General features: G+C 71.9%; 21 protein-coding genes. 6 read left to right on the forward strand and 15 right to left on the reverse strand.

The features are described 5' to 3' along the window. Positions 1-42 precede the first annotated feature (42 nt). Positions 43-846 (reverse strand): dienelactone hydrolase family protein, encoded by an 804-nt coding sequence (locus AC59HU_RS15095; RefSeq protein WP_497224240.1) that lies wholly within the window; start codon positions 844-846, stop codon positions 43-45. Beyond that, positions 843-2,450 carry an MFS transporter gene (locus AC59HU_RS15100; RefSeq protein WP_497224241.1) on the reverse strand — a complete coding sequence of 536 codons (1,608 nt, stop codon included), beginning with the start codon at positions 2,448-2,450 and terminating at the stop codon, positions 843-845. Before AC59HU_RS15100 ends, AC59HU_RS15095 begins: the two co-directional genes overlap by 4 nt. 387 nt (positions 2,451-2,837) lie before the next feature. Between AC59HU_RS15100 and AC59HU_RS15105 the strand changes: the two genes are divergently transcribed. The 4 genes from AC59HU_RS15105 (at position 2,838) to AC59HU_RS15120 (ending at position 7,618) form a co-directional block, all read left to right on the forward strand. Beyond that, a complete protein-coding gene (locus AC59HU_RS15105) occupies positions 2,838-3,566 on the forward strand; it encodes a winged helix-turn-helix domain-containing protein (protein WP_497224242.1) in 729 nt (242 codons plus the stop codon). A gap of 465 nt (positions 3,567-4,031) precedes the next feature. Continuing rightward, complete coding sequence (locus tag AC59HU_RS15110) at positions 4,032-5,660, forward strand: amidohydrolase (RefSeq protein WP_497224243.1); 1,629 nt, start codon at positions 4,032-4,034, stop codon at positions 5,658-5,660. A 110-nt stretch (positions 5,661-5,770) separates the two neighbouring features. Next, the gene (locus AC59HU_RS15115) at positions 5,771-6,214 is read left to right on the forward strand and encodes a MarR family winged helix-turn-helix transcriptional regulator (protein WP_497224244.1); all 444 of its coding nucleotides are present in this window, start codon (positions 5,771-5,773) and stop codon (positions 6,212-6,214) included. 30 nt (positions 6,215-6,244) lie between these two features. Beyond that, entirely contained in the window at positions 6,245-7,618 is a 1,374-nt protein-coding gene (locus tag AC59HU_RS15120; RefSeq protein WP_497224245.1) for a cryptochrome/photolyase family protein, read from the forward strand. Positions 7,619-7,668: 50 nt separating this feature from the next. Here AC59HU_RS15120 and AC59HU_RS15125 read toward each other — a convergent pair whose 3' ends face one another. The 6 genes from AC59HU_RS15125 to AC59HU_RS15150 form a co-directional block, all read right to left on the reverse strand. After that, positions 7,669-9,165, reverse strand: coding sequence for a ferredoxin--NADP reductase (locus tag AC59HU_RS15125; RefSeq protein WP_497224246.1), 1,497 nt, complete (start codon positions 9,163-9,165; stop codon positions 7,669-7,671). After that, positions 9,162-10,112, reverse strand: a complete 951-nt coding sequence (locus AC59HU_RS15130) for an FAD:protein FMN transferase (protein WP_497224247.1) — start codon at positions 10,110-10,112, stop codon at positions 9,162-9,164. The genes AC59HU_RS15125 and AC59HU_RS15130 overlap by 4 nt, the downstream gene beginning before the upstream one ends. Further along, positions 10,109-10,612, reverse strand: a complete 504-nt coding sequence (locus AC59HU_RS15135) for a hypothetical protein (RefSeq protein WP_497224248.1) — start codon at positions 10,610-10,612, stop codon at positions 10,109-10,111. Before AC59HU_RS15135 ends, AC59HU_RS15130 begins: the two co-directional genes overlap by 4 nt. A 186-nt stretch (positions 10,613-10,798) precedes the next feature. After that, positions 10,799-11,488, reverse strand: coding sequence for a trimeric intracellular cation channel family protein (locus tag AC59HU_RS15140; RefSeq protein ID WP_497224249.1), 690 nt, complete (start codon positions 11,486-11,488; stop codon positions 10,799-10,801). Between the two features lie 77 nt (positions 11,489-11,565). Beyond that, the gene (locus AC59HU_RS15145; RefSeq protein WP_497224250.1) at positions 11,566-13,182 is read right to left on the reverse strand and encodes a carboxylesterase/lipase family protein; all 1,617 of its coding nucleotides are present in this window, start codon (positions 13,180-13,182) and stop codon (positions 11,566-11,568) included. 34 nt (positions 13,183-13,216) lie between these two features. Further along, entirely contained in the window at positions 13,217-14,824 is a 1,608-nt protein-coding gene (locus AC59HU_RS15150; protein WP_497224251.1) for an FAD-dependent oxidoreductase, read from the reverse strand. Positions 14,825-14,967: 143 nt separating this feature from the next. On the opposite strand from AC59HU_RS15150, the gene AC59HU_RS15155 reads away from it, so the two are divergent. After that, entirely contained in the window at positions 14,968-15,168 is a 201-nt protein-coding gene (locus AC59HU_RS15155) for a hypothetical protein (RefSeq protein ID WP_497224252.1), read from the forward strand. Positions 15,169-15,198: 30 nt separating this feature from the next. Here the strand turns inward: AC59HU_RS15155 and AC59HU_RS15160 are convergent, their stop codons facing one another. The 6 genes from AC59HU_RS15160 to AC59HU_RS15185 all read right to left on the reverse strand — a co-directional run bounded on the left by AC59HU_RS15160 (position 15,199) and on the right by AC59HU_RS15185 (position 19,785). After that, complete coding sequence (locus AC59HU_RS15160) at positions 15,199-15,651, reverse strand: hypothetical protein (RefSeq protein WP_497224253.1); 453 nt, start codon at positions 15,649-15,651, stop codon at positions 15,199-15,201. A gap of 32 nt (positions 15,652-15,683) precedes the next feature. Continuing rightward, positions 15,684-16,031, reverse strand: a complete 348-nt coding sequence (locus AC59HU_RS15165; protein ID WP_497224254.1) for a hypothetical protein — start codon at positions 16,029-16,031, stop codon at positions 15,684-15,686. A gap of 75 nt (positions 16,032-16,106) precedes the next feature. Then, positions 16,107-16,703, reverse strand: coding sequence for a serine O-acetyltransferase EpsC (gene epsC / locus AC59HU_RS15170; RefSeq protein WP_497224255.1), 597 nt, complete (start codon positions 16,701-16,703; stop codon positions 16,107-16,109). A gap of 13 nt (positions 16,704-16,716) precedes the next feature. After that, positions 16,717-17,655 carry a cysteine synthase A gene (gene cysK / locus AC59HU_RS15175; protein ID WP_497224256.1) on the reverse strand — a complete coding sequence of 313 codons (939 nt, stop codon included), beginning with the start codon at positions 17,653-17,655 and terminating at the stop codon, positions 16,717-16,719. 176 nt (positions 17,656-17,831) lie between these two features. Beyond that, positions 17,832-18,221, reverse strand: coding sequence for a DUF4190 domain-containing protein (locus AC59HU_RS15180; protein WP_497224257.1), 390 nt, complete (start codon positions 18,219-18,221; stop codon positions 17,832-17,834). Positions 18,222-18,336: 115 nt separating this feature from the next. Next, a complete protein-coding gene (locus AC59HU_RS15185) occupies positions 18,337-19,785 on the reverse strand; it encodes an MFS transporter (protein WP_497224258.1) in 1,449 nt (482 codons plus the stop codon). Between the two features lie 152 nt (positions 19,786-19,937). Between AC59HU_RS15185 and AC59HU_RS15190 the strand changes: the two genes are divergently transcribed. Beyond that, positions 19,938-20,561 (forward strand): TMEM175 family protein, encoded by a 624-nt coding sequence (locus AC59HU_RS15190; RefSeq protein ID WP_497224259.1) that lies wholly within the window; start codon positions 19,938-19,940, stop codon positions 20,559-20,561. Here AC59HU_RS15190 and AC59HU_RS15195 read toward each other — a convergent pair. Next, positions 20,524-21,849 carry an MFS transporter gene (locus tag AC59HU_RS15195; RefSeq protein WP_497224260.1) on the reverse strand — a complete coding sequence of 442 codons (1,326 nt, stop codon included), beginning with the start codon at positions 21,847-21,849 and terminating at the stop codon, positions 20,524-20,526. The genes AC59HU_RS15190 and AC59HU_RS15195 overlap by 38 nt on opposite strands. Positions 21,850-21,906 lie beyond the last annotated feature (57 nt).

Genomic DNA, 21,906 nt, shown 5'->3' on the forward strand with positions numbered 1-21,906 from the left:
GGCTCGGCTGTAGTGACTGAGCGCGGCGCTACGCGGGCGGAATCAGGCGATCCGCTCCCGCAGGAATGCCACGACCCGCTCGCGGGCGGCCAGGGCCGGGTGGCCCGGCACCTCGCGCACCTCGCTGGTGAGCACCGAGTGCGCCCGCGGTGAGAAGCCGCCGACGTTGCCCGGCGACGAGTCGAGCTCGATGATCTCGAAGGCGTCGCCGAGCCGAGCCGCGATCGCGTCGAAGCGCGGGCGCGGCGAGTTGCCGTCCTCCGAGAAACGCAGGCCCAGGGCGCAGAAGCCCACCGCGTCGGCGCGGTCGGCCACCACCTCGAGCTCGGCCTCCGAGACCCCGGGGTCGGCCCTGCGGGCCGCCCCGAGCGGGAACGGCGCGGCGGGCTGGCTGACCACCGAGGCCAGCACCGCGTCGTCGACCGCGGCGGCGAGCGCGAAGCCGCCGGTGAAGCACATGCCGATCACGCCGACGCCCGGGCCCGGCGTGCGGGCGTTCAGGTCGGCGGCCACGGCACGGATGAACGTGGTGAGCGGGCGACGCGAGTTCAGCGCGAAGGCGCGGAACTCCGAACTGACGCAGATGCGTGCGACCGACCGCAGGACGTAGCCGCCCGACTGCTCTTTTCCCGGCGTGCCGAACGGGGAGGGCACCACCACCGTGAAGCCCTCGTCGACGAGGTGCTCGGCCAGGCCCAGCACCTCTGGCGTGATGCCGGGCAGCTCGGGGATGAGCACCACGCCCGGCCCCGACCCCTTCTCGTAGCAGTCGTGCCGGATGCCCGCGACCTCGAACGGCGACCTCACCCAGCCCTCGAGCGTGGCCCGCGGCGCCTCGCCGCTCACGCGCCGGCCGGCTTCTCGCTCGACCCGGTGGCCCCTGACTCGGTACCGGCGGAAGCACCCGCACCCGCACCCGCACCGGCACCAGCCCCGGCCCCCGCACCGTCGGCCGCACCGGCGTCGGCACCGCCCTCGTCCGCATCCCCCTGCTGCGCCTGCACCTTCCGGCGCCGCAGATCGAGCAGACCGATGACCAGCGCCACGACCAGGATGCCCAGTGTGACGAGGAAGCCGTTGCGGAACCCGTCGTGGTACAGCATCACGTCGTCGCTCGACCCGGGGCCCTCGCGGTAGAGCGTCGAGAAGAAGATCGCCGAGGCGGCGGCCACCCCCATGGCCGTGCCGACCCGCTGGCCGACCTGGGCCATCGAGCCCGCGACACCGCCCTCCGTCACCGGGATCTCGGCGAGCGTCAGGGTCTGGTTGGGCGAGATGACGAGCCCACCGCCCGCCCCGGCGATCGCCATCGCCCCGGCCATGAACCAGATCGCGTCCTCGGCCGGCGGGAGCACCGCGGCCAGCAAGAGCAGCACGAAGCCGACGAACGCGATCACGAGGCCCAGCACCACGAGCGATCGGCCGTACTTCGTCACCAGCCGACCGCCGATCAGCGAGGCGATGGCCGAGGTGAGGGCGAACGGGATGCTCACCATGCCCGCGAACACCGGCTCGAACTTCAGCCCCTGCTGCAGGAACAGGGTCGTCAGGAGGAACACCGAAGGGATCGCCGCGAAGTAGGCGGTCGCCAGCAGCAGACCGTTGCGGTACGAGCTCAACCGGAACAGGGCGAAGTGGATGGCGGGTGACTTGCCCGCGGCCTCGTACCGGCGCTCCCACCGGATGAACGCGAACACCGCGACGACGGTGGCCGCCAGCCAGAACCAGCGGAACGGATTGTCGTCCGGCCCACCCGTGGTCAGCACGAAGGGCAGCATGAAGGTGAACACGCTGATGCCGAGCAGCAGGATGCCCACCAGGTCGAGATTGCGCGGGCCGGGTTGGTGCGGCTGTTTCTTCGGGAGCAGCCGCAACGCGAACAGGAGGGCGATGATGCCGAGCGGCACGTTCATCCAGAACAGCAGGCGCCAGCCGTCGGTCGGGCCGCCGATCGCGATCAGCAGACCGCCCAGCGTGGGCCCGAAGGCCGTGGCCACACCGATGGTGGCTCCGAAGAGGCCGAAGGCGCGGCCTCGCTCCTCGCCCTGGAACAGCTGTTGCACCAGACCCAGCACCTGGGGCATCTGCACGCCGGCCGCGATGCCCTGCAGGATGCGCGCGATCAGCAGCGTCTCGATCGTCGGCGCGAGGGCGCAGAGCGCGCTGGCGGCGGTGAAGGCGCTGAGGCCCACGATGAACATCACCCGCCGCGAGTAGAGGTCGCCGAGCCGGCCCGAGGGCACCAGGGCCAGACCGAAGGCGAGGGCGTACCCGGCGACGATGATCTGCAGCGCGGTCGAGTCGGCGCCGAGCGACTTCTCGATCGAGGGGAGGCCGACGTTGACCTTCGAGAGGTCGAGGATGGTGAGGGCCGCCACCCCCACGCAGACGGCGAAGGCCTGCCACCGGGCGCGGCCCGTCACGGTCGGCGTTGCGGAATCCTGAGACATGCCCACACGCTACCCCCGGCCTGCGACGACGGCTTCGGACGGGAGTCGCAGACCTTGACAAATCCGCCGCGCATCCGGTTAGCTTTGCTTCATGACTGACAACGTGCACACCCTGACCTCCTTTGAGGCCCCTGGGGATGCCGGCATGATGATGACCGGCAGCGTCGTCATGTGTTGTCGAATGTGTGCCTGACGAGAATTCACTCGCCGAGCACCTGCGCCCGTAGCCGCTGAAAGCCATCCGCCCACAGCTACGAAGAGCGCGGTGCTCCCGTATCCGGAGATCATCCGGATGCCTTCCCTGCGGATCCGCACCCGGATCCCGAGAACAGCACGCACATCCCGGCTCGTCGAACACGAGCCGCTTCCGCAAGGACAACTCCTCCCATGTCGATCGCCCCTCTCCAGACCCGCCCCACCCGCGTCACCCGAATCAGCGCCGCCGGACAGGCCACCGCTGTCGCCCCGGCCCCGGCTCCCGCGCCGGTCGCCACCTCCCGCATCCGCGCCGTGCCCGAGGGCACCGAGGCCCGCGGCTTCGTGCTCTACGTCGGCATCGACGAGATCAAGGCCGCGGCCGACGGCACCGACCTCGGCCGGATCGTCGAGGCCCTGAAGGCCCTCGCCGCCGAGCTCGCCCCCTCCTCCGAGACCTACGCGGCCGTCGCCCTCGCCCCGCGCGGTGTCGGCGGCAGCGACGTCGAGGTCGTGCGGCTCGCGCTGCAGGATCCGGCAGCCCTCGCCAAGCACCGCCAGGTTCCGGATGCGGCCGACCGCGCCCGCGACGGCGTCGTCGTCGACCTCTCCCGCAAGCGCGTGCTGCTGGACAACATCGCTGCGAACCTCACCTACAAGGAGTTCGAGCTGCTGCAGTACCTCGTGCTCCGCGAGGGCCGCACGATCGAGCGCGCCGAGCTGATCTCGTCGCTCTGGAGCGCGGGCGACGACGAGGTGCCGAACGAGCGCACGATCGACGTGCACGTGCGCCGGCTGCGCTCGAAGCTCGGCGACTACGAGGACATCGTGCGCACCGTGCGCGGCGTCGGCTACCGCTTCGACCGGCACGCGGACGTCGCGGTGCGCCACACCAGCACGCCGTCGCCCGACCTGTTCTGAGCCCGACCCTGGCCGCGCTCGACGGGGCCGGCGGAACCCTCGGGCTCTTCGCGACGATCACCGGCCCGCTCTGGGTGCTCGCTCTGGCCTGCGTGTTCCTCCACCTCACCGTCTACCGCCGGGGGTGGGCCGCGCTCGGCGTCATGTGCGGCGAGGCCGTGAGCGCCAGCTGCGGCCTGGGCTGAGCCACCGCTCCCTTCGCCGCACCTTTCCCGATGCCCCCCGTTCGGGGTCCACAGCTATTTCCCAGGAAAATAACGATTCGGTAACTAGCGCGCCGTTACCTGACCGTTATATATTCGAAGAGCGGAAGTTGTTTGCTGTGGCAGGTTCCGCGGAATGTGATTGCAGGACACTCTTGGTGCAAGGGAGAGGGCCCGTCGTTAGCCTCTACGACGGGCCCTCAATCATTTAACGGCTGCAATCCCCGCGCGCCGGCGGCGGCTCCGCCGCTACGGTGAGGGCGTGGGCAGCGAGACTCTTTTCCTGGGGACGATCATCACCGTCGACGCCGGGGCGCCGCGCGCCGAGGCCCTGCTGGTGCGGGACGGGCGGATCGCCGCCGTGGGCAGCGAGGAGACCGTGCGCTCGGCCGTGAGCGCCGAGGCGCGCGCCGCCGGCACGGTCGAGGAGGTGCGGCTGGGCGAGCGCGCCCTGCTGCCGGGCTTCGTCGAGGCGCACGGGCACCCGAGCGACAGCGCGGTGGTGCTGAGTCACTTCATGATCGACACCCGGCCGGTGACCCTCGCGACGGCCGACGAGGTGATGGCGGCGATCCACGCGGGCGTCGCCGCGCATCCCGAGGGCATCGCGTTCAACGGGTGGGACGGCCTGCTGCAGAAGGGCCTCGACGACCCCACGATCCAGCAGCTCGACGAGATCGGCGGAGCGACGCCGGTCGTCATCCTGCACAACTCCGGTCACGTCGTGTACTTCAACTCCGCCGCGGCCGCGCGGGCCGGCGTCGACGCGAGCACGGCGGATCCGCTCGGCTCGCACTGGGAGAAGGATGCGACGGGCGCCCTCACCGGCAAGGGCTTCGAGGTGGGCACGGTCTTCACGATGCTCGGGCCGACGCTCGGGCCCGCGACCGCCGAGCTGCCGGCTCTGCTCGGCGACTACCTCCGCAGCCTCAACGCCGTCGGCATCACCACCGTGAGCGATATGAGCTGGGATGCGGCCAAGCGGCCGGCCGTCGACGCCGCCCGCGCGGGTGGCGGGCTCACCGCGCGCCTGCGCCTCTACGAGATGTCCGGCACCGGCAGGCCCGCGAGCGTGCCGGTCGACAACGGCGACGAGCTGGTGCGGCAGGTGGGCATCAAGACCTGGGCCGACGGGTCGCCGTGGGTCGGCAACATCCTGATCTCCTTCCCCTACCTCGACACCGCGGGCACGCGCTCGATCGGGGTGGAGCCGGGATCGCACGGCTCGGCGAACTACAGCCGCCACCAGCTGGATGCGGTGGTCGAGGAGTACTTCCCCGCCGGCTGGCAGCTCGCCTGCCACGTGCACGGCGACCTCGCGGTCGACCGCGTGCTCGACGCCTGGGAGGCGCTGCTCGAACGGCATCCGCGCGCCGATCACCGGCTGCGGATGGAGCACGTCGGCGCGATGTCGCCGGAGCAGTTCGCCCGTGCCGAGCGCCTCGGCGTCACGGTGAGCCTGCTGATCGACCACGTCTACTACTGGGGCGAGGTGCTGGTCGACGACCTGTTCGGGCCCGAGCACGGGGGCCCGTGGGCGAACGCGCGGGCGGCTCTGGATGCGGGGCTGCGGATCTCGCTGCACAACGACGGCACCGTCACCCCGGCCGAGCCGCTCCGCAACATGGCCGTCGCGATGACCCGCACGACCCGCGGCGGCCGGCGGCTGCCGGGTGCCGAGGGGGTGACTCTCGAGGAGGCCCTCCGCGCACAGACCCTCGACGCCGCGTGGCAGCTGTTCAGCGACCACGAGGTGGGCAGCCTCGAGGTGGGCAAGCTCGCCGACCTCGTGGTGCTCTCGGCCGACCCGGCGACCGTGGAGCCCGAGGCGCTGCCGTCGCTGCGGGTCGAGGCGACCTACCTCGCGGGCGAGAGGGTGTTCCCGGCCTGAGAGCCGGCGGGCCGGCGCAGCGGACGGTCGCTGGTGTGGCGGCCCGACGGCGGTGTCGCCGGATCGTGCCATGATGATCTTCACCTTTTCCGTTCCCAGTCAGGAGCAGCATGGCCCCGGAGGTCTCACCCGTCGCCGCGTGGGAATCCCTCTTCCGCGCGCAGGTCAGCGTGATGCGCGAGCTCGCCGCCGAGTTCCCGACCGACATCGTCTCCTTCAACGAGTACGACGTGATGTTCAACCTCTTCGTGCAGCCCGGGAAGGTGCTGCGCATCCGCGACCTCGGCGAGAAGGTGCTGCTCACGCAGCCGAGCATCAGCCGCCTGGTCGACCGGCTCGTCGGCCGCGGCATCATCGAGAAGGCCGACGACCCGAGCGACGGCCGGGGCACACTGGTGCGGCTCACCGACCACGGCGTCGCGGTCTACCGCGAGGCCGCCGTGCTGCACGCGGCCTCGATCACCGCTCACATGTCCGGGCACCTCTCGCCCGACGAGCTCGACGATCTCGCCCGGCTCTGCGACAAACTGCGGGCGGGCATCTCCGGCCGGTGACGCCGGGCGGCACCGTGGTTGACTGACAAGGTGACCGGCACTCCCACGACCCTCGTCTGGTTCCGCGACGACCTGCGCATCCACGACAACCCCGCCCTGCACGAGGCCGCCCGTCGCGGAGACCCGATCGTCTGCCTGTACGTCCTCGACGACGAGAGCGAAGGCATCCGCCCGCTCGGCGCCGCCTCGCGCTGGTGGCTGCACGGCAGCCTTGAGGCCCTGGGTGACGAGCTCCGGTCGATCGGGCTCACCCTGACCCTGCGCCGCGGCCCGGCCGAGACCGTCGTGCGCGCGGTGGTCGACGAGGTGGAGGCGACGGCCGTGTTCTGGAACCGCCGGTACGGCGAGGCCGAGCGCCGGATCGACACGGCGCTCAAGTCGGCGCTCCGCGACGAGGGCCGAACGGTCGAGAGCTTCCAGGCCGCCCTCCTCGCCGAGCCGTGGACCGTGCTCACCGGCCAGGGCGGCTGGTACAAGGTCTTCACCCCGTTCTGGCGCGCGGTCACCTCGCGGCCCGAGCCACGGCATCCGCTGCCCGCCCCCGCGGCCGAGGCGGGGCTCCACCACCGCCGGGCCGAGAGCGACGACCTCTCGTCGTGGGGCCTGCTGCCGACCCACCCCGACTGGGCGGGCGGGATGCGGGAGCGCTGGGAGCCCGGATCGGCCGCGGCGCACCGCCGCCTCGACGCCTTCCTCGACGACGGCATCGGCGCCTACCCCGACGAGCAGGATCTGCCGGCAGAGGACGGCACCTCGAACCTCTCCCCCTACCTGCGTTTCGGCGAGCTCAGCCCCTTCGAGCTCTGGCACGCGGTCGACGAGCACCGGGCGAAGGTGCCGGGCGACGCCGCGGGGGCGAGCGCCTACATCCGTCAGCTGATCTGGCGCGAGTTCGCGTACCACCTGCTCTTCCACCTGCCCTCGATCACGACCGAGAACATGCGCTCCGAGTTCGACGCCTTCCCCTGGCACACGCCGAGCGACGACGAGCTCGAGCGGTGGCAGCAGGGCCGCACCGGCATCCCGCTGGTCGACGCCGGGATGCGCGAGCTCTGGCAGACCGGAGTGATGCACAACCGGGTGCGGATGGTCGTGGCGTCGTTCCTGATCAAGAACCTGCGCGTCGACTGGCGGGTCGGCGAGGCCTGGTTCTGGGACACGCTGGTCGACGCCGACCCGGCCTCGAACGCGCTGAACTGGCAGTGGGTGGCCGGCTCGGGGCCGGACGCGGCGCCGTACTTCCGTGTCTTCAACCCGGAGCTGCAGGCGTCGAAGTTCGACCCGCACAGCGAGTACATCCGCCGCTACGTGCCCGAGTTCGGCACCGACGCCTACCCGGAGCCGATGGTTGACCTCAAGGAGTCCCGGCGCCAGGCGCTCGACGCCTACGCCACGATCCGCTGACGTCGGCCGACCCGCGGCTCACGCCGTCCGCGCCGCTCCGCGGCCGCCCGTCAGTACCCGGCGAACTGATCGGTGCGGATGCTGTGCGCACCCGCGCGACGCAGCACCGTCGAGACGTGGTCGACGTACCCGGGAGGGCCGGAGACGTAGCCGCGCCGCGACGAGATGTCGGGCACCGCGCCCGCCAGCACGTCCGGGCTCAGCCGGCCGGCGCCGAGGTACTGCCAGCCCGGCGGCAGCTCGGCGGGCGGCTGCGGAGCGCTGACGAGCACCCGCACGCCCGCCGCGACGAGCTCGGGCAGGTAGGCCAGCTCGTCGGCGGAGGAGACGGAGTAGATCAGCACGGCGTCCCGCATCCGCCCGCCGTCGAGCAGCTGGCTGATGAACGGCGTGATGCCGATGCCGCCGGCGGCCAGCACGACCGGCGTGCTCGGATCGGCCGGCAGCAGGAAGTCGCCGCCGACCCAGGTCGACCGCACGGTCGTGCCCGGCTCGAGCGCCACGAGGGCCTTCTTGAACGAGCTCGACGGCTGCGAGAGCTTCACGCCGAGGCTGAGCACCTCGGCGCCGGGGGCCGAGGCGATGCTGAAGGCACGGCGGGTACCCCGCGAGTCGGTACCGCGGTGCGGCAGGCCGAGCTCGAGGTACTGCCCGGGCCGGAACCGCACCGGGGAGGCCGGCGCGAAGTCGAAGGCCACGGCCGTCGGGGTGAGATCGCGCACGCCGAGGTAGCGCAGGCGGATGCTGCGGCGCTGTCCGAAGGCGAAGGCCACGATGTTGCCGATCACCAGCGCGATCTCGGGGCTGGAGTAGATGGGCCCGAGCTGGAACGGGATCGCGAACAGCACCGCCACCAGCGCCGCGACCACGAGCTGCTGCCAGCGCCGCGGCGGCAGCGTGAGCGGCTCGCTCAGCATGAACCCGGCCAGGAACACGATCGGGAACGAGGCGAACGCCAGCTGCACCGATTCGCCGAGCTCGAGCCCGCCCGCGGTGACCCGCACCACGATCACCACGGCGGCGACGAGCACGAACACCGCCCCCATCCCGAGCTTGCGGGTGCGGTAGAGCACGAGCAGGGCGCCGACGGCCACGAAGGGCAGCAGCACCGGCGTCGCGACCCACCAGCCGGAGGGGTACAGGGCGGTCACCGAGAGCACGACCGCCGCCACCGCCACGGGGTTCAGCACGTGCCGGCCGCGGATGGCGAGGAGGTACTTCGACGCCGAGGCGATGACCCCGGCCAGGGCGATGAAGCCCAGGCCCGGGAACGTGCCGCTCGGCAGGAAGACGAAGAAGATCAGCAGCCCGGAGATCACCGCAGAGGGCAGGTGGGCGCGGGTGCGGAACAGCCGCGCGGCGAGCCAGCTCGAGGCCACCGTCGCCACGAGGGCGGTGGCGAGGCTCAGCAGCAGGGCGGTCGGCGTGTAGAACAGCTGGTCGGCGAGGCTCGCGACGAGCGCGACGGCCGCGATCACCGCGAGCACGATGATCAGCAGGTTGTACATCGTGACGCGCCCGATCAGGGTGTCGATGCGTGATCTCATCTGAAGAGTTCTCCTGGGAAGTCGCGCGAGATCTCGGCTCGCCCGTCGGCGTACATGCGGACACAGCTGAAGTGGAAGGATTTCGCGAGCTCGTGCGCGCCGGTGAAGAACAGCGCGGTCGCGAGCCCGTCGGCGAGGGCTGTCGTGCCGGCGACCACCCAGGTCGCCACGACCTGGCGGGCCGGCCGACCCGTGCGCGCGTCGAGCACGTGGTGCAGGCCCTCGCCCCAGGCCCGCCGATTGACGGCCGAGGCGCAGAGCGAGGCGTTCTGCAGCAGGGCGACGCCGATCGCGGTGCCGGGCTGCGACGGATGCTCGAGGCCGATCCGGAGCGGGTCGCCGCCCGCCGGGCCGGAGTGCACGAGGTCGCCGGAGGCATCCACGACGAACCCGGTGACGCCGTGCTCGCGGAGCAGTGCGGCGACCAGATCGACCAGGTAGCCCTTGCCTGCCGCCCCGACGTCGATCACGAGCGGGCGCCGGGTGGTGACGACGGGCCCGTCGCGCTCGACGTCGACGGGCCAGGACGGCCGGGGCAGCGCATCCTCATCGGCTCGCCCGGCTGCGGGCACCGGCACCAGACTGTAGTCGCGGTCGTACCCGAGCAGCTCGAGCTCGCGCCCGACGAGCGGGTCGACCGCTCCTCCCGTCGCCGCGGAGAGCCGGTCGTAGAGCGCGAAGAGCGGCACGGCGTCGGCCGGGAACTCGTGGCGACCCGCGCCGCGGGCGGCCTCGGCGACGACCGAGTCGTCACGGAAGCGCGAGTAGGTCCGATCGAAGTCGGCGATGCGGGCCGAGACGGCGCGGCGCACCTCGGGGGCGAGGGGCTCGGGCGTCTCGATCTGCCAGCGGGTGCCGATGGCCTCGAACTCGAGCACCGCGGGCGCGGGCTCGGTCGCGGGTGCCGGGGCGGGCTGCTGCACGGTCATCGCGCTGCCCGCCGTCACGCGGCGGCGTCGCCCTTGATGGTCTCGACGGCCGCGTTGAAGCCGCCGCTGGTGAGGCTGGAGCCCGCGACACGGGAGACGTCGATCTCGTCGATGTCCTTGCCCACGACGACCGACGAGATGCCGTCGGCGAACTGGGTCTGGTAGTTGACCGAGTTGGGGTTGGTCGCCTCCGGCGTGACGGTGACGGCGGTGATGACGTCGTCGGCGAGGGTGATCGACACGTCGATCTCCTCCTTGCCGTTCGGAGAGGTGTAGCCGCCCTTGGCGTCGTAGGTGCCGTCGGCGTAGGTGCTCGTCCCGGACGAGGAGCCGGCCGCGGAGTCGGAGCCGGTCGAGCCGGTCGGGGCTCCGGCGGTCGGGGTGGCCGCGGCGGTCGGGGCCGCGGCGCCGGCCTCGGCGTCGGCGGTGGTGGTGCCGGTCGCGCATCCGGCGAGCGCGACGGAGAGCGAGACTCCGGTCATCGTGGCGAGGGCGAACTTCTTCTGACGAGTGTTCATGTGGACTCCCTGTCTGGGGCGGATCTCGTGGACACGAGACCGTGGAGACGGTCAGTTGATGTCGAATGTATGGATCGGGCCTGGCGGATTCCCTTGAGTCGTCGATGTGCCCCGTGTGAGGCGAGCGGCGGCTCGAGGACGCCCGTCGGCCTCATCTGGGGTCAACGGGAGCGTGCCGGGAAACGTTCAAAACCCGTCGTCACGGATTCGCGCAGTGCGCTGACGGCGCAGCCGGCGGAGGGTGCTGATCGTCCGCTGCTCCGGCAGGCTCCAGCCGTAGCGCACGGCCAGCAGGCGGATGGCGGTGGTCACGATGACGCAGCCGATCCCCGCGATCGTCACCCCGCCGCCGAGCGCCACCATCAGCACGAGCACGGTCGACCCGGCGCCCGCGGCGACCGCGTAGAGCGAGCCGACGTGCATCACGCCGATGGGCATCCCGAGCAGGATGTCGCGCAGCATGCCGCCGCCGACCGCGGCGACCAGCCCCACGAAGATCGCCGGAACCACCGGGAGCCCGACCGACAGCGCCTTGCTCGTGCCGATCGCGGCGAAGAGGCCGAGGCTCAGGGCGTCGAGGATCGTGATGACGACGTTGAGCCGGGTGAAGAGCCGCTCGAGCAGCATGCCGAGCAGGGCCGCCACGATCGCGACCGGGATGAACCAGTTGGTCTCGAGCGCGATGGGCACCTGGTTGAGCAGCAGGTCGCGGATGACACCGCCGCCGAAGCCGGCGACGACCCCGATCACGCCGACACCCAGCAGGTCGAGCCGCTTGTCCTTGAACTGCGCCGCGAACATCGCGCCCTGCACACTGCCGAGCCCGGTCGCGGCGAGGTCGATCCAGAACGGCGTGACGAACTGCTCGGCGACCATGGTCAATTCCTATCACGGTGCGGCGGGGCCGGCGGGGCCGGCGGAGTCGGCGGAGACGGCGGAGCGGGCAGCCGCGCTCAGCGGAAGGAAAGCACCTCCGTGCCCCAGGCCTCCCTGATCTCCGCGTCCGGGTCGTCCACGACCGTGTCGTCGCGCTCGATGATCAGCGTGCTGCGGAGCGTCTCGTCGTAGCGGGGCCAACCCGGAGCATCCTGAACCGTCGTGTCGGGGTCGCCGCCGCGCGCGAAGGCCAGCCAGCGCGCCTGCATCCGCTCGGAGACCCGCTGGGCCTCGGGGCGACCGCCCAGCCCGAACACGATGTCCTTGCCCCGGGGGGCGAAGGAGCCGAAGACGTAGGCCAGCTCGGCGGCGTGCGTCGCGCCGATGCCGGTGACCCGCAGCAGCGGGGTCGCGTGGTCGAAGCGGTACATCCAGGCCGGGGCGAAGCGGCTGTGGGCCTCGGCGAGCCAGATCGACGGCATCCGGAACCCGGCGTCGCGGGAGACCTCGGCCGGGGTGCGGCGGCGCGGATAGGCCGGGTAGGCGTCGGTGATGCGGCGCCCGGCCCCCTCGAACTCGGGCCGGTCGGCCGCGATCTCGGCGAACATCTGCTCGACCGACTCCCCCGTGATCGGCAGCAGCGGCGAGCGCATCAGCTTGAAGAACGACGACTCGTCGCGGTTCGTGCCGATGATCAGCGGGATGCGCGGGGCGCGCCCCTCGCGGAACACCGTGAGCGGGTACTCCGGCAGCACGTCGTCGCCCTGCATCGGGGCCATCGCGAGCGTGCCCGGTGTGCCGGAGGAGACCTCGTGGATGAGTTCGGCCCCCGCGTCGACGAGGTCGAAGGCGTCGAGGTCGCGCAGCCGGTGGGCCTCCGCGGGGTCGATGCCGACGATCTCGAGGAAGCGCCGGGCGACCGCCCGCGCGCGATGGCGCCCGTAGATGCTGGTGACCGGTGCGCTCTGGGCAATGGCCCGGTGGAACAGGCCCGCGGCGAGCGGCGAGGCCATCAGCGCGATCACGCAGGCGCCACCGGCGGATTCGCCGAACAGGGTGACGTCGTCGGGGTCGCCGCCGAAGGCCGCGATGTTCTCGCGCACCCACTCCAGGGCCGCGATCTGGTCGCGGAGGCCGAGGTTCGAGTCGAAGCCGTGCGAGAACGAGCTCGCGCCGCCGGTGCTGCCCTCACCGGCGCCGTCGCCTCCGTCAGCGTCGTCGGCGTCGTCGGCGTCGTCCAGGCTGCTGAAGTCGACGAAGCCGAGCACGCCCAGCCGGTAGTTGACGCTCACGACGACCACGTCGCCGTTCAGGGCGAGGTTCCGACCGTCGTAGTAGCGCTGGGCGGTCGATCCCTGGAAGTAGCCGCCCCCGTGGATCCAGACCATCACCGGCTTCGGCCCGTCGGCAGGCGGGGCCCAGACGTTGACGGTGAGGCAGTCCTCGTCGATGCCGACCCCCGGCACGACCTCCATCGAGCGGAGCACCCGCTGCGGGGCCATCGGGCCGAAGCGGGTCGCGTCCCGCAGCTCGGGCCAGGGTTCGGGCGGTGCCGGGCGCCGGAACCGGCGCTCGCCCACGGGCGGGGCGGCGAACGGCACGCCCTTCCAGCTGAGCACGCCGTCCTCGCGCGATCCGCGGACCGCGCCCGCGCGCGTCTGACGGATCAGCGACTCCGGCCCCACGAGCGTCATGCCCGAATGCTAGCGGCCCCCGCTGGACTCTCCCTCAGCGGGCGCCGCGACGCGCCCCGACCCGGGGCAGCACGGGCAGATCCTCGACCGCGGGCCCCTCCAGCCTCGTGCCGTCGGCCGCGAACCGGGAGGCGTGCAGCGGGCAGTCCCAGGATCGCTCGGCATCGTTCCACTCGAGCACGCCGCCGAGGTGCGGGCAGACCGCTCCGACCGCGCAGGTCACGCCGTCGACCGTCGAGATGCCGACCGGCCGGCCCTTCGTGTTCGCCACGACGCCCTCGCCCTCGGCCGGCCGCGGCACCGGCACCGAGCGGCGCTCGGCGCCCAGCCAGCCCTTGGCCGCCTCCAGCCCGACCGCGGCGCCCGCGCCCGCGCCCCGACCGAGGTCGGCCGGCTTCGTGAGCCGGGTGCCCAGCACCTGGTGCCAGCCGGCGCGTTCCGAGCGCGGTTCGCCCAGGATCTCTGACCGCAGGCGGAGGGCCGCGGCCACCCCGTTCGTGAGCCCCCACTTCGCGTACCCGGTGGCGAGGAAGACGCGGCCCCGGCCGCGCGGCAGGGCGCCGACGAACGGGATGAGGTTGTGCGACTCGTAGTCCTGCGCCGACCAGGAATGGGTGAGCCGCGCTCCCGGCCAGAAGCGCGCGGTCCAGGCCACGAGATCCTCGACCCGCTCCTCCTCGCTCATCCGCCCGGCGCGCCCCACCTCGTGGCCGTTGCCCCCGACGACGAGCTGCGTGCCGCCCTCCTCGTGCGGGGCCGACCTGATCGACCGGGAGGCGGCGGGGCCGCCCGAGTCGGGGTCCCCGATCGAGAGGAACATGCCGTCCGGGAGGGGGCTCGACGCGTCGCCGGGCACGACGAACGACGTCGCGTAGCTGCGCATCCCGTGCAGCTTGGCGAAGTAGAGACCGCGGTCGAGGATGGGCGTGCCGGTCGCCAGCACGACCGAGCGGCCGGTCACCACGCCGCCGGGCACCGATCCGCCCTGCGCCGATCCGCCCGACCGGCCCTCCACCCGCACGACCGCGGGATCCGAGGCCCGCACGCCGACGACGCGGGCGCCCAGGTGGAGCACGCCGCCGGCGGCGACGAACCGCGCGGCGAGGGCGTCCAGCACGTCCATCGCGTCGAACTGCGCCTGCTCGGGAAGCGCGACCCCGAAGGCGAAGGGGAAGGGCACGTCGACCGCGTCCCCGTCGATCAGGGCGACGGGCAGCCCCGCCTCGCGCGCCGCGCGGTGCTCGGCGTCGACGGTGCCGGCGGCATCCGGATGCTGGGCGTAGCTGTACGCGGTGCGCCGCTCGACCGGAACCCCGGCCCGGTCGCAGAACTCCAGCAGCCAGTCCTGACCGTCGCGGTTCATGTCGACGTAGGCGCGGAGGACGCGACGGGAGTGGTGCTTCCGGATGGTCGACAGCCGGCTCCCCTGCAGCAGCGAGAGCTTGCCGGTCGTGTTGCCCGAGGCGAGGGCCCCGACGTCCTGGGCTTCGAGCACGACGACCTTCCGCCCGGCCTCCGCCAGGAGCAGCGCCGTCGTGAGACCGGTGAGGCCGGCCCCGACGACCACGTCGTCGTAGGCCCGTCCCGGTTCGAAGGGTGTGCCCGGGATCGGCGCCCGGCCTGCTCGCCACAAGGAGGTCATGGTCCAGTTGACCCCCGCGCGCTGCTTCCCGGTAGGGGCTTCGACAGCGGTCTGTCGACAGCGCGCCCGATTCGTGCCTACGGTTGACTCACACCAGTCGGACGCCGCCTGTCGCGGCGTCCCCACCACCCGGAGGAGCAGCAATGGCCGACCTGAACGAGCGCATCAACGAGCCCGACGAGACCAAGGAGTTCTCGCTCTCCGACCAGGAGCTCGAGGACGTCGATCTGGACGACACCGAGGACATCGACGCCGACCCCGAGGCGACCGACGAGGTCGCGATCGACCCGGTCTTCGACGACGACGACGAGGTCCTGCACGACAACTTCGGCTACGAGGAGTAGCCCGCCGCCGGTTCTACCGGTGGCCGGCTCTCACGACGTCGGGGGCACCGCCTCGTGGTGCCTCCGGCCTCGTGTCCGCCGATCCTCTTTCATCTCGGCCTCGAACAGGTGCCGCTTGCCCTCGGCGAGGTCGTTCCGCGTCGCCTCCTCCTGGGCCCTGAATGCGGCGTAGTAGCCGTCGTCGAACTCCTCGACGAGCTGGAACGTCCAGCGCCCTTCGATCACGTTCCGCCCGATCAGGCGCTGCTCGATCTCGTCGGCCCGTTCGGTGTGACCGGCTTCCCGCAGGGCGTCGACGGCTTCGCCCAGCGCCAGGTCAGCCTTCCCCGTCAATCGATGGAAGCCGTAGAGGAAGCCGCGAGCCTGCTCCACCACCTCGAGCGCCTCGGAGAGCTTGCCGAGAGCCGCGACGGTCGCGTCGTCGACACCGTCGGGTCGAGTGTGGTCCGGATCCGGACCCTGCTGCCGTGACGCGTTCTCCATCGCGGGATCCTCCCTGCTCGTCGACCGGCCCGCTACTGGACCGGGTAGTCCTCGGTGTAGAGCTCGCCCGAGTCGTCGTCCGGGATGACGACCGCCGAGGCCACGGGGGTCTGGCGGCGCAGCAGGCGCTCGAGCCCGTCGGCGGCCTCGGAGAAGTCAGGCTCCTCCTCGTCCCATTCCTCGGGCACGGAGAGCACGTCGTTGCCGACGCCGATCACGAGCTCGGCGGTGTGCGGCCCGCCTCCCCCGGCCTGAACGATCGGGATCTCGACGGCCTGGGCCTTGCCGCGGTCTGCGAGGGCGGCGGTCAGGTCGATCAGTCGCTCGGCGACGTCGTCGGTGGTGATCAGGGTTCCTCCGGCATAGGTGATGCAGCGCATCCGTACACCCTGACACGACCGTCGCGCACCCGCACGGGGGCCGGGGCGATCACGCCGGGTCCACCCGGGATCCGCTCAGATGTAGATGGCCGGATCGAGGTAGAACGCGGGATCGGTCAGCGACTCGATCCCCTCGGGCCGGTGCGCCAGGTCCCGCGCCGGGATGCCGACGAGCACCGAACCGGCCGGCGCATCCCGCACCACCACCGCGCCCGCCCCGACACTGCTGTCCGACCCCACCGTCACCGGGCCGAGGACGGTGGCGTTCGCGCCCACCGTCACCCGGTCGCCGAGCGTCGGGTGCCGCTTCTCCCTGCGCACGCTCTTCCCGCCCAGCGTGACCCCGTGGTAGAGCATGACGTCGTCGCCGATCACGGCCGTCTCACCGATCACCACGCCCATCCCGTGGTCGATGAACAGCCGCCGGCCGATGCGGGCACCCGGGTGGATCTCGACGCCGGTGAGGAACCGCGCCCACTGCGACAGCAGCCGGGCCGGGAGTTTCAGCCCCGGCGCCCGCCACCACCGGTGAGCGACGCGGTAGAACCACACCGCGTGCACCCCGGGGTAGGCCAGCACGATCTCGAGCGAGCTCCGCGCGGCGGGGTCGCGGAGCCGCGCGGCGCGCACGTCTTCGCGCAGCCGCGACAGCAGGCTGCCGGCCGGTGCCACTCCGGATGCCCGCTCAGTCGCCGTAGCCGGCCCAGAGCGGGGTCGAGATGTAGCGCTCACCGAGGTCGCAGACCACGGCGACGACCGTCTTGCCCGCGTTCTCGGGGCGCTTCGCGACCTCGAGAGCCGCGTACATGATGGCGCCCGAGGAGATTCCGGCCATGATGCCCTCCTCGCTTGCCAGCTCGCGGCCCACCCGGAGCGCGTCGTCCAGGCTCACGTCGACGATCTCGTCGTAGACGGTGCGGTCGAGGATCGGGGGCACGATGTTCGCGCCGATGCCCTGGATCTTGTGCGGGCCCGCCGTGCCCTGGGTGAGCAGCGGGGAGTCCAGCGGCTCGACCCCGACGATCTGCACGCCGGGCTTGCGCTCCTTCAGCACCTGCCCGACACCCGTGATCGTGCCGCCGGTACCGATGCCGGCGACGAAGATGTCGACGGCGCCGTCGGTGTCCTCCCAGATCTCCTCGGCCGTGGTCGCGCGGTGCACCGCGGGGTTCGCCTCGTTCTCGAACTGGCGGGCCAGGATCGAGTTCGGGGTCTCGTCGACGATCTCGGTCGCCTTCGCGAGCGCACCGCGGATGCCCTCGGATCCGGGGGTGAGCACGATCTCGGCGCCGTACGCCCGCATGACGACGCGGCGCTCGGTCGAGGCCGTCTCGGGCATCGTGATCACGACGCGGTAGCCGCGGGCCGCACCCACCATCGCGAGCGCGATGCCGGTGTTGCCGCTGGTTCCCTCGACGATGGTGCCGCCGGGCTGCAGGGCGCCGGCCTTCTCGGCGGCATCGACGATGGCGACGCCGATCCGGTCTTTGACGCTGTTGGCGGGGTTGTAGAACTCGAGCTTGCCGAGCACGGTGGCGTCGATGCCGTCGGCGAGCTTGTTGATCCGCACGAGCGGGGTGCGCCCGACGAGTTCGGTGACGTCGTTGTAGATGCGAGCTGACATGCGATGGCGGCTTTCTGCGAGCGGGCGATTCGGGTGGAGCGTCTGTCCAACTCTAGTTCGGCGCCGCTGTGCCGCGCCTCCGGATGACGAAAGCCCCGCCTGCCCCTGAGGGGCGGACGGGGCTCTCGATCGCCGCCCGGCGCGTGGTGGTCACCACACGACGGACGGGCGAGTGATCAGTAGCTGCTGGTGCAGGTGTACGTGACGCCGTTCACGATGTGCTCGCCGGGGCCGAGGTCGGCGCACTGGCCGACGACCGCGGCGGCGGCGACGATCGAGACGATCACGATGATGATGCCGAGCACCGTCAGGATGGCACCGATGATGATGCCGGCGGTCGCGATCCCGTTCGGGACCCCGGCCTTCCGCGACTGCACCTTCGCGACGATGCTCAGGATGAGGCCGATCACCGGCGCGAGGAACGCCAGGATCAGGCCGACGATGCCGAGCGTCTTGCCGGGCACGGCGGCGGGAGCCCCGTAACCCGAAGCGGGCGGTGCCGCCTGGTACTGGGGTGCGGCGGGCGTGGGTTCGCCGCTCACGGGCGGCTGGTTCTGGTCTGTCATCGGACGTCCCCTCTCGTTGGATGCACCAAAGGCGCTTCGAAGAGTACCGCGAAGCCGGCCCGATGGCCCGGAATTGGGGCGGAGGGCCGCGATCGGGGCGGCGGACCGACCGGGCTCAGGCCCTCGGCGAGACCGTCTCCGCGGGCGTGGACGCGACGAGGTCGTCGGCATCCGGGATGCTCGCGCGGTCGTAACGGCTGTGATGACGCGGCAGGAACACGGCGAAGACGACGCCGACCACCGCGGCGATCGCCGAGATCAGGAACGCGATCTGGAACCCCGACGCGCTCGGCGTCGTGACCCCGTTCGCGGTGACCAGGTTGGCCGAGAGCACCACGCCGAGCACGGCGCTCGCCACAGTCGAACCCAGGGTGCGCATGACCGAGTTGAGCCCGTTGGAGGCGGCGGTCTCCGACGCCGGAACGGCGGCCATGATCAGCGTCGGCATGGCCGCGTAGGCGAAACCGACCCCGAAACCGATCGCGGTGGCGATCACCACCGTGTGCCAGACCTCGCTCATCAGGAACAGGGCGACGACGTAGCCGACGGCGATGATCGCGATACCGAGGAGCAGGCTCGTCCGGGCGCCACGGGCGCGGGTCAGCCGCGAGGCGACCGGGGACATCGCCCACATCACCAGGCCGCTCGGCACGAGGCAGAGGCTCGCGATCAGCATCGGCTGACCCAGCCCGACTCCGGTGCCGGTGGGCGCCTCGAGCAGCTGCGGCAGCACGACGGTGCTGGCGAAGAAGGCGAAGCCGACCGTGACCGAGGCGAGGTTCGTCAGCAGCACGGTGCGGCGGGCGGCGACGCGCAGGTCGATCAGCGGACTCGCCACTCGCAGCTCGAACACCCCCCAGAGCACGAGCACGACGAGACCGGCCGCGAGCGACCCGAGCGTGACCGGGCTGCCCCAGCCCCAGCTGTTGCCCTTCGAGACGGCGAGCAGGATGGCGGTGAGCCCGACTCCGAGACCGATGGCGCCGAGGAAGTCGAAGCTGCCCTCGCTCCGCAGGGTGCTCACCGGGATCAGGCGCCAGACCAGCAGCAGGCCGACCAGCGCGAGCACTCCGGAGAGCACGAAGAGGAAGTGCCAGTCGAGGTACTGCGAGATCAGGGCGGCGACCGGAAGGCCGACCGCGCCGCCGACGCCGAGCGTGGCGCTGACCAGGGCGACTCCGCCGCCGAGCTTGTCGCGGTGCAGCACGTCGCGCAGGATGCTGATGCCCAGCGGGATGACGCCGATGCCGGCGCCCTGGAGGCCCCGCCCGATGATCAGCGGGATGAGCGAGGTCGCGAAGAAGGCGACCACCGAACCGACGACGACGAGGGCGAGCACGACCAGCACCATCCGGCGCTTGCCGTAGAGGTCGCCCAGTCGCCCGGTGATCGGCGTGGCCACGGCCGCGGCGAGCAGCGTCACGGTGACGGCCCACTGCGAGTCCTCCGGCGAGACGCCGAGGATCTCCGGCAGCTCGGGCACGAGCGGGGTGAGCAGCGTCATCATGAACGCGGCCACCAGACCGGTGAAGGCCAGGGCGAACACCACGGCCCGCTGGTTCACGGGCTTCCGCAGTCGTGCGCGTTCGGCTTCGCTCAGCCAGGTGTCGTTGGCGCTGATGATAGTTACCCCCTGTGAAATAAGTTTACGCTTCTCCAACCCGCCGGGTCCGGCGGGTATTCCCGGCGGTGGCGCATCCGTCGGGATAATGAACCATGCACACCGAGCGGGGCTTCGATCGGCTCGTCAACTTCAGCGACGCGGTGGTCGCGATCGCGATCACGCTGCTGATCCTGCCGCTGGTCGACACGGCCACCGAGCTCACGCAGATCTCGGTGATCGAGCTGCTGCAGCGCGACGCGTCCAAGCTGCTCGTCTTCGTGATCAGCTTCGCGGTGATCGGGCGGTTCTGGCTCACCCATCACCACATCTTCGAGAACCTGCAGGACTACACGCCGGGGCTCATGTGGGTGAACCTCGCCTGGCTCCTGACGATCGTCTTCCTGCCCTTCCCCACCGAGCTCATCGCCACCGACGGGGGCTCCTCCGTCACGACCGTGCTGCTCTACATCGGCACGATGGTGCTCACGACCGTCACCGCCTCGTGGCTCCAGTGGATCGTCGTGCGCAACCCGAGACTGCAGCGCGAGGAGGTCAGGGGCACGATCCGGATGCGGCCGACGCTGATCGCCCTCTCCCTGATGGTGCTGGCGCTGCTGATCGCCCTGGTGGTCCCCTCGGTCGGGCTGTTCGCCCTGTTCGCGGTCGCCCTGACGGGTCCGATCTCGTGGCTGCTCCGGCTCAGAGACGATCGAGCTCGGCCGACGGCCGCGGGATGAGCGGGGTCGCGGCGACCGGGAACAGCGCGACCACCGCGAACGCCGCCGGGTAGCCGACGAGGCCGATCAGCGCGCCGACGCCCGGGCCCACGATCGCCGCGGCGAGGAACTGGGCGGTGTTCTGGGCGCCGAGCGCCCTGCCCGCCCAGGCCGAGCCGGCGGTCTCGGCCACCGCCGTGAACGCGAGCCCGTTGTCGGCGACCGACACCGTCGTGGCGAGGATGAAGACCACCGCCGCCGCGACCGCGAAGCCGGGTTCGGGGAGCACGCCGGTCGCGGCCAGCAGCAGCATCACCGCCGCGGCGAGCACGGCCACGATGGCCAGCGGGCGCACCCGGCTGCCCATCCGGTCGCTCCACACCCCCACGACGATGCGGCCGATCGCCCCGACGAACTGCGCGACGCCGACGATCACGCCGGCGAGCAGCGGATCGAGTCCGACCGAGGTGATGAGCCAGACCAGGCCGAAGGTCGAGAGGGTGAACTGCGGCACGACGAGTAGCACCGAGACGGCGTGGATGCGCCAGAGGAAACCGCTCGCGCGGTAGGGGTTGGCGGGTGGCGGTGGGGTCGGCCCCTTGGCTGGCGGCTGCGTGTGCGTGCGCGTCTCGGTCGACGTGGTCGGCAACTGCGTGTGCGTCGCGGTCGCGGCGGCCGGTGCCGGGCGGGGCGGGTTCCTGATGCCCACGGCGCAGGCCACGGCGAAGACCGCGGTGAGCACCAGCGGAACCAGGAGGGCCGCGCCGATGCCCGCGGTCGCGGCGACCCCGGGGACGACGAGGGCGGCGATCGTGACGCCGAGCGGCTGGGCCATCTGGCGGATGCCCATCGCCAGCCCCCGGCGATCCTTTGGGAACCAGCCCACGACCACCCGGCCGCTCGCCGCGTTCGTGCTGGCCGAGGCGGCGCCGCCGAGCAGGAGGAAGAGGCCGAGCCCCACGTAGCCGCCCGCCAGCATCGCGCCGGCCGCGGCGAGCGCCGTCAGCGCCATCCCCCCGGCGATCACCCAGCGTTCGCCGATGCGGTCGGCCAGGGCGCCCCAGGCGATCAAGGTCAGCACGAGTCCGACCGAGGGGGCGGAGGAGAGCAGCCCCGCCTCGGCGAGGCTGAGGCCCCGCTCGGAGTGCAGGAGCGGGATGAGGAAGGCCGGCGTGCTGACGAAGACCGTTCCCGAGATCTGGGCGCCGAGTCCGAGGGCGAGCACGGTCCAGGCGCGGGCGGCCTGCGGAATGGGGGCGCGCGCCGCCTTCGGGACGGGCGCGCGTGCTACGCGGGATCGGGCGGGCATCGCGGCTCCTTCCTTCGTCTGGCTTTCGTCTGGCTGTCGTCGAGCGCGGCGGGGTGG

It is taken from the genome of Herbiconiux sp. 320_LB (genome assembly GCF_059691755.1).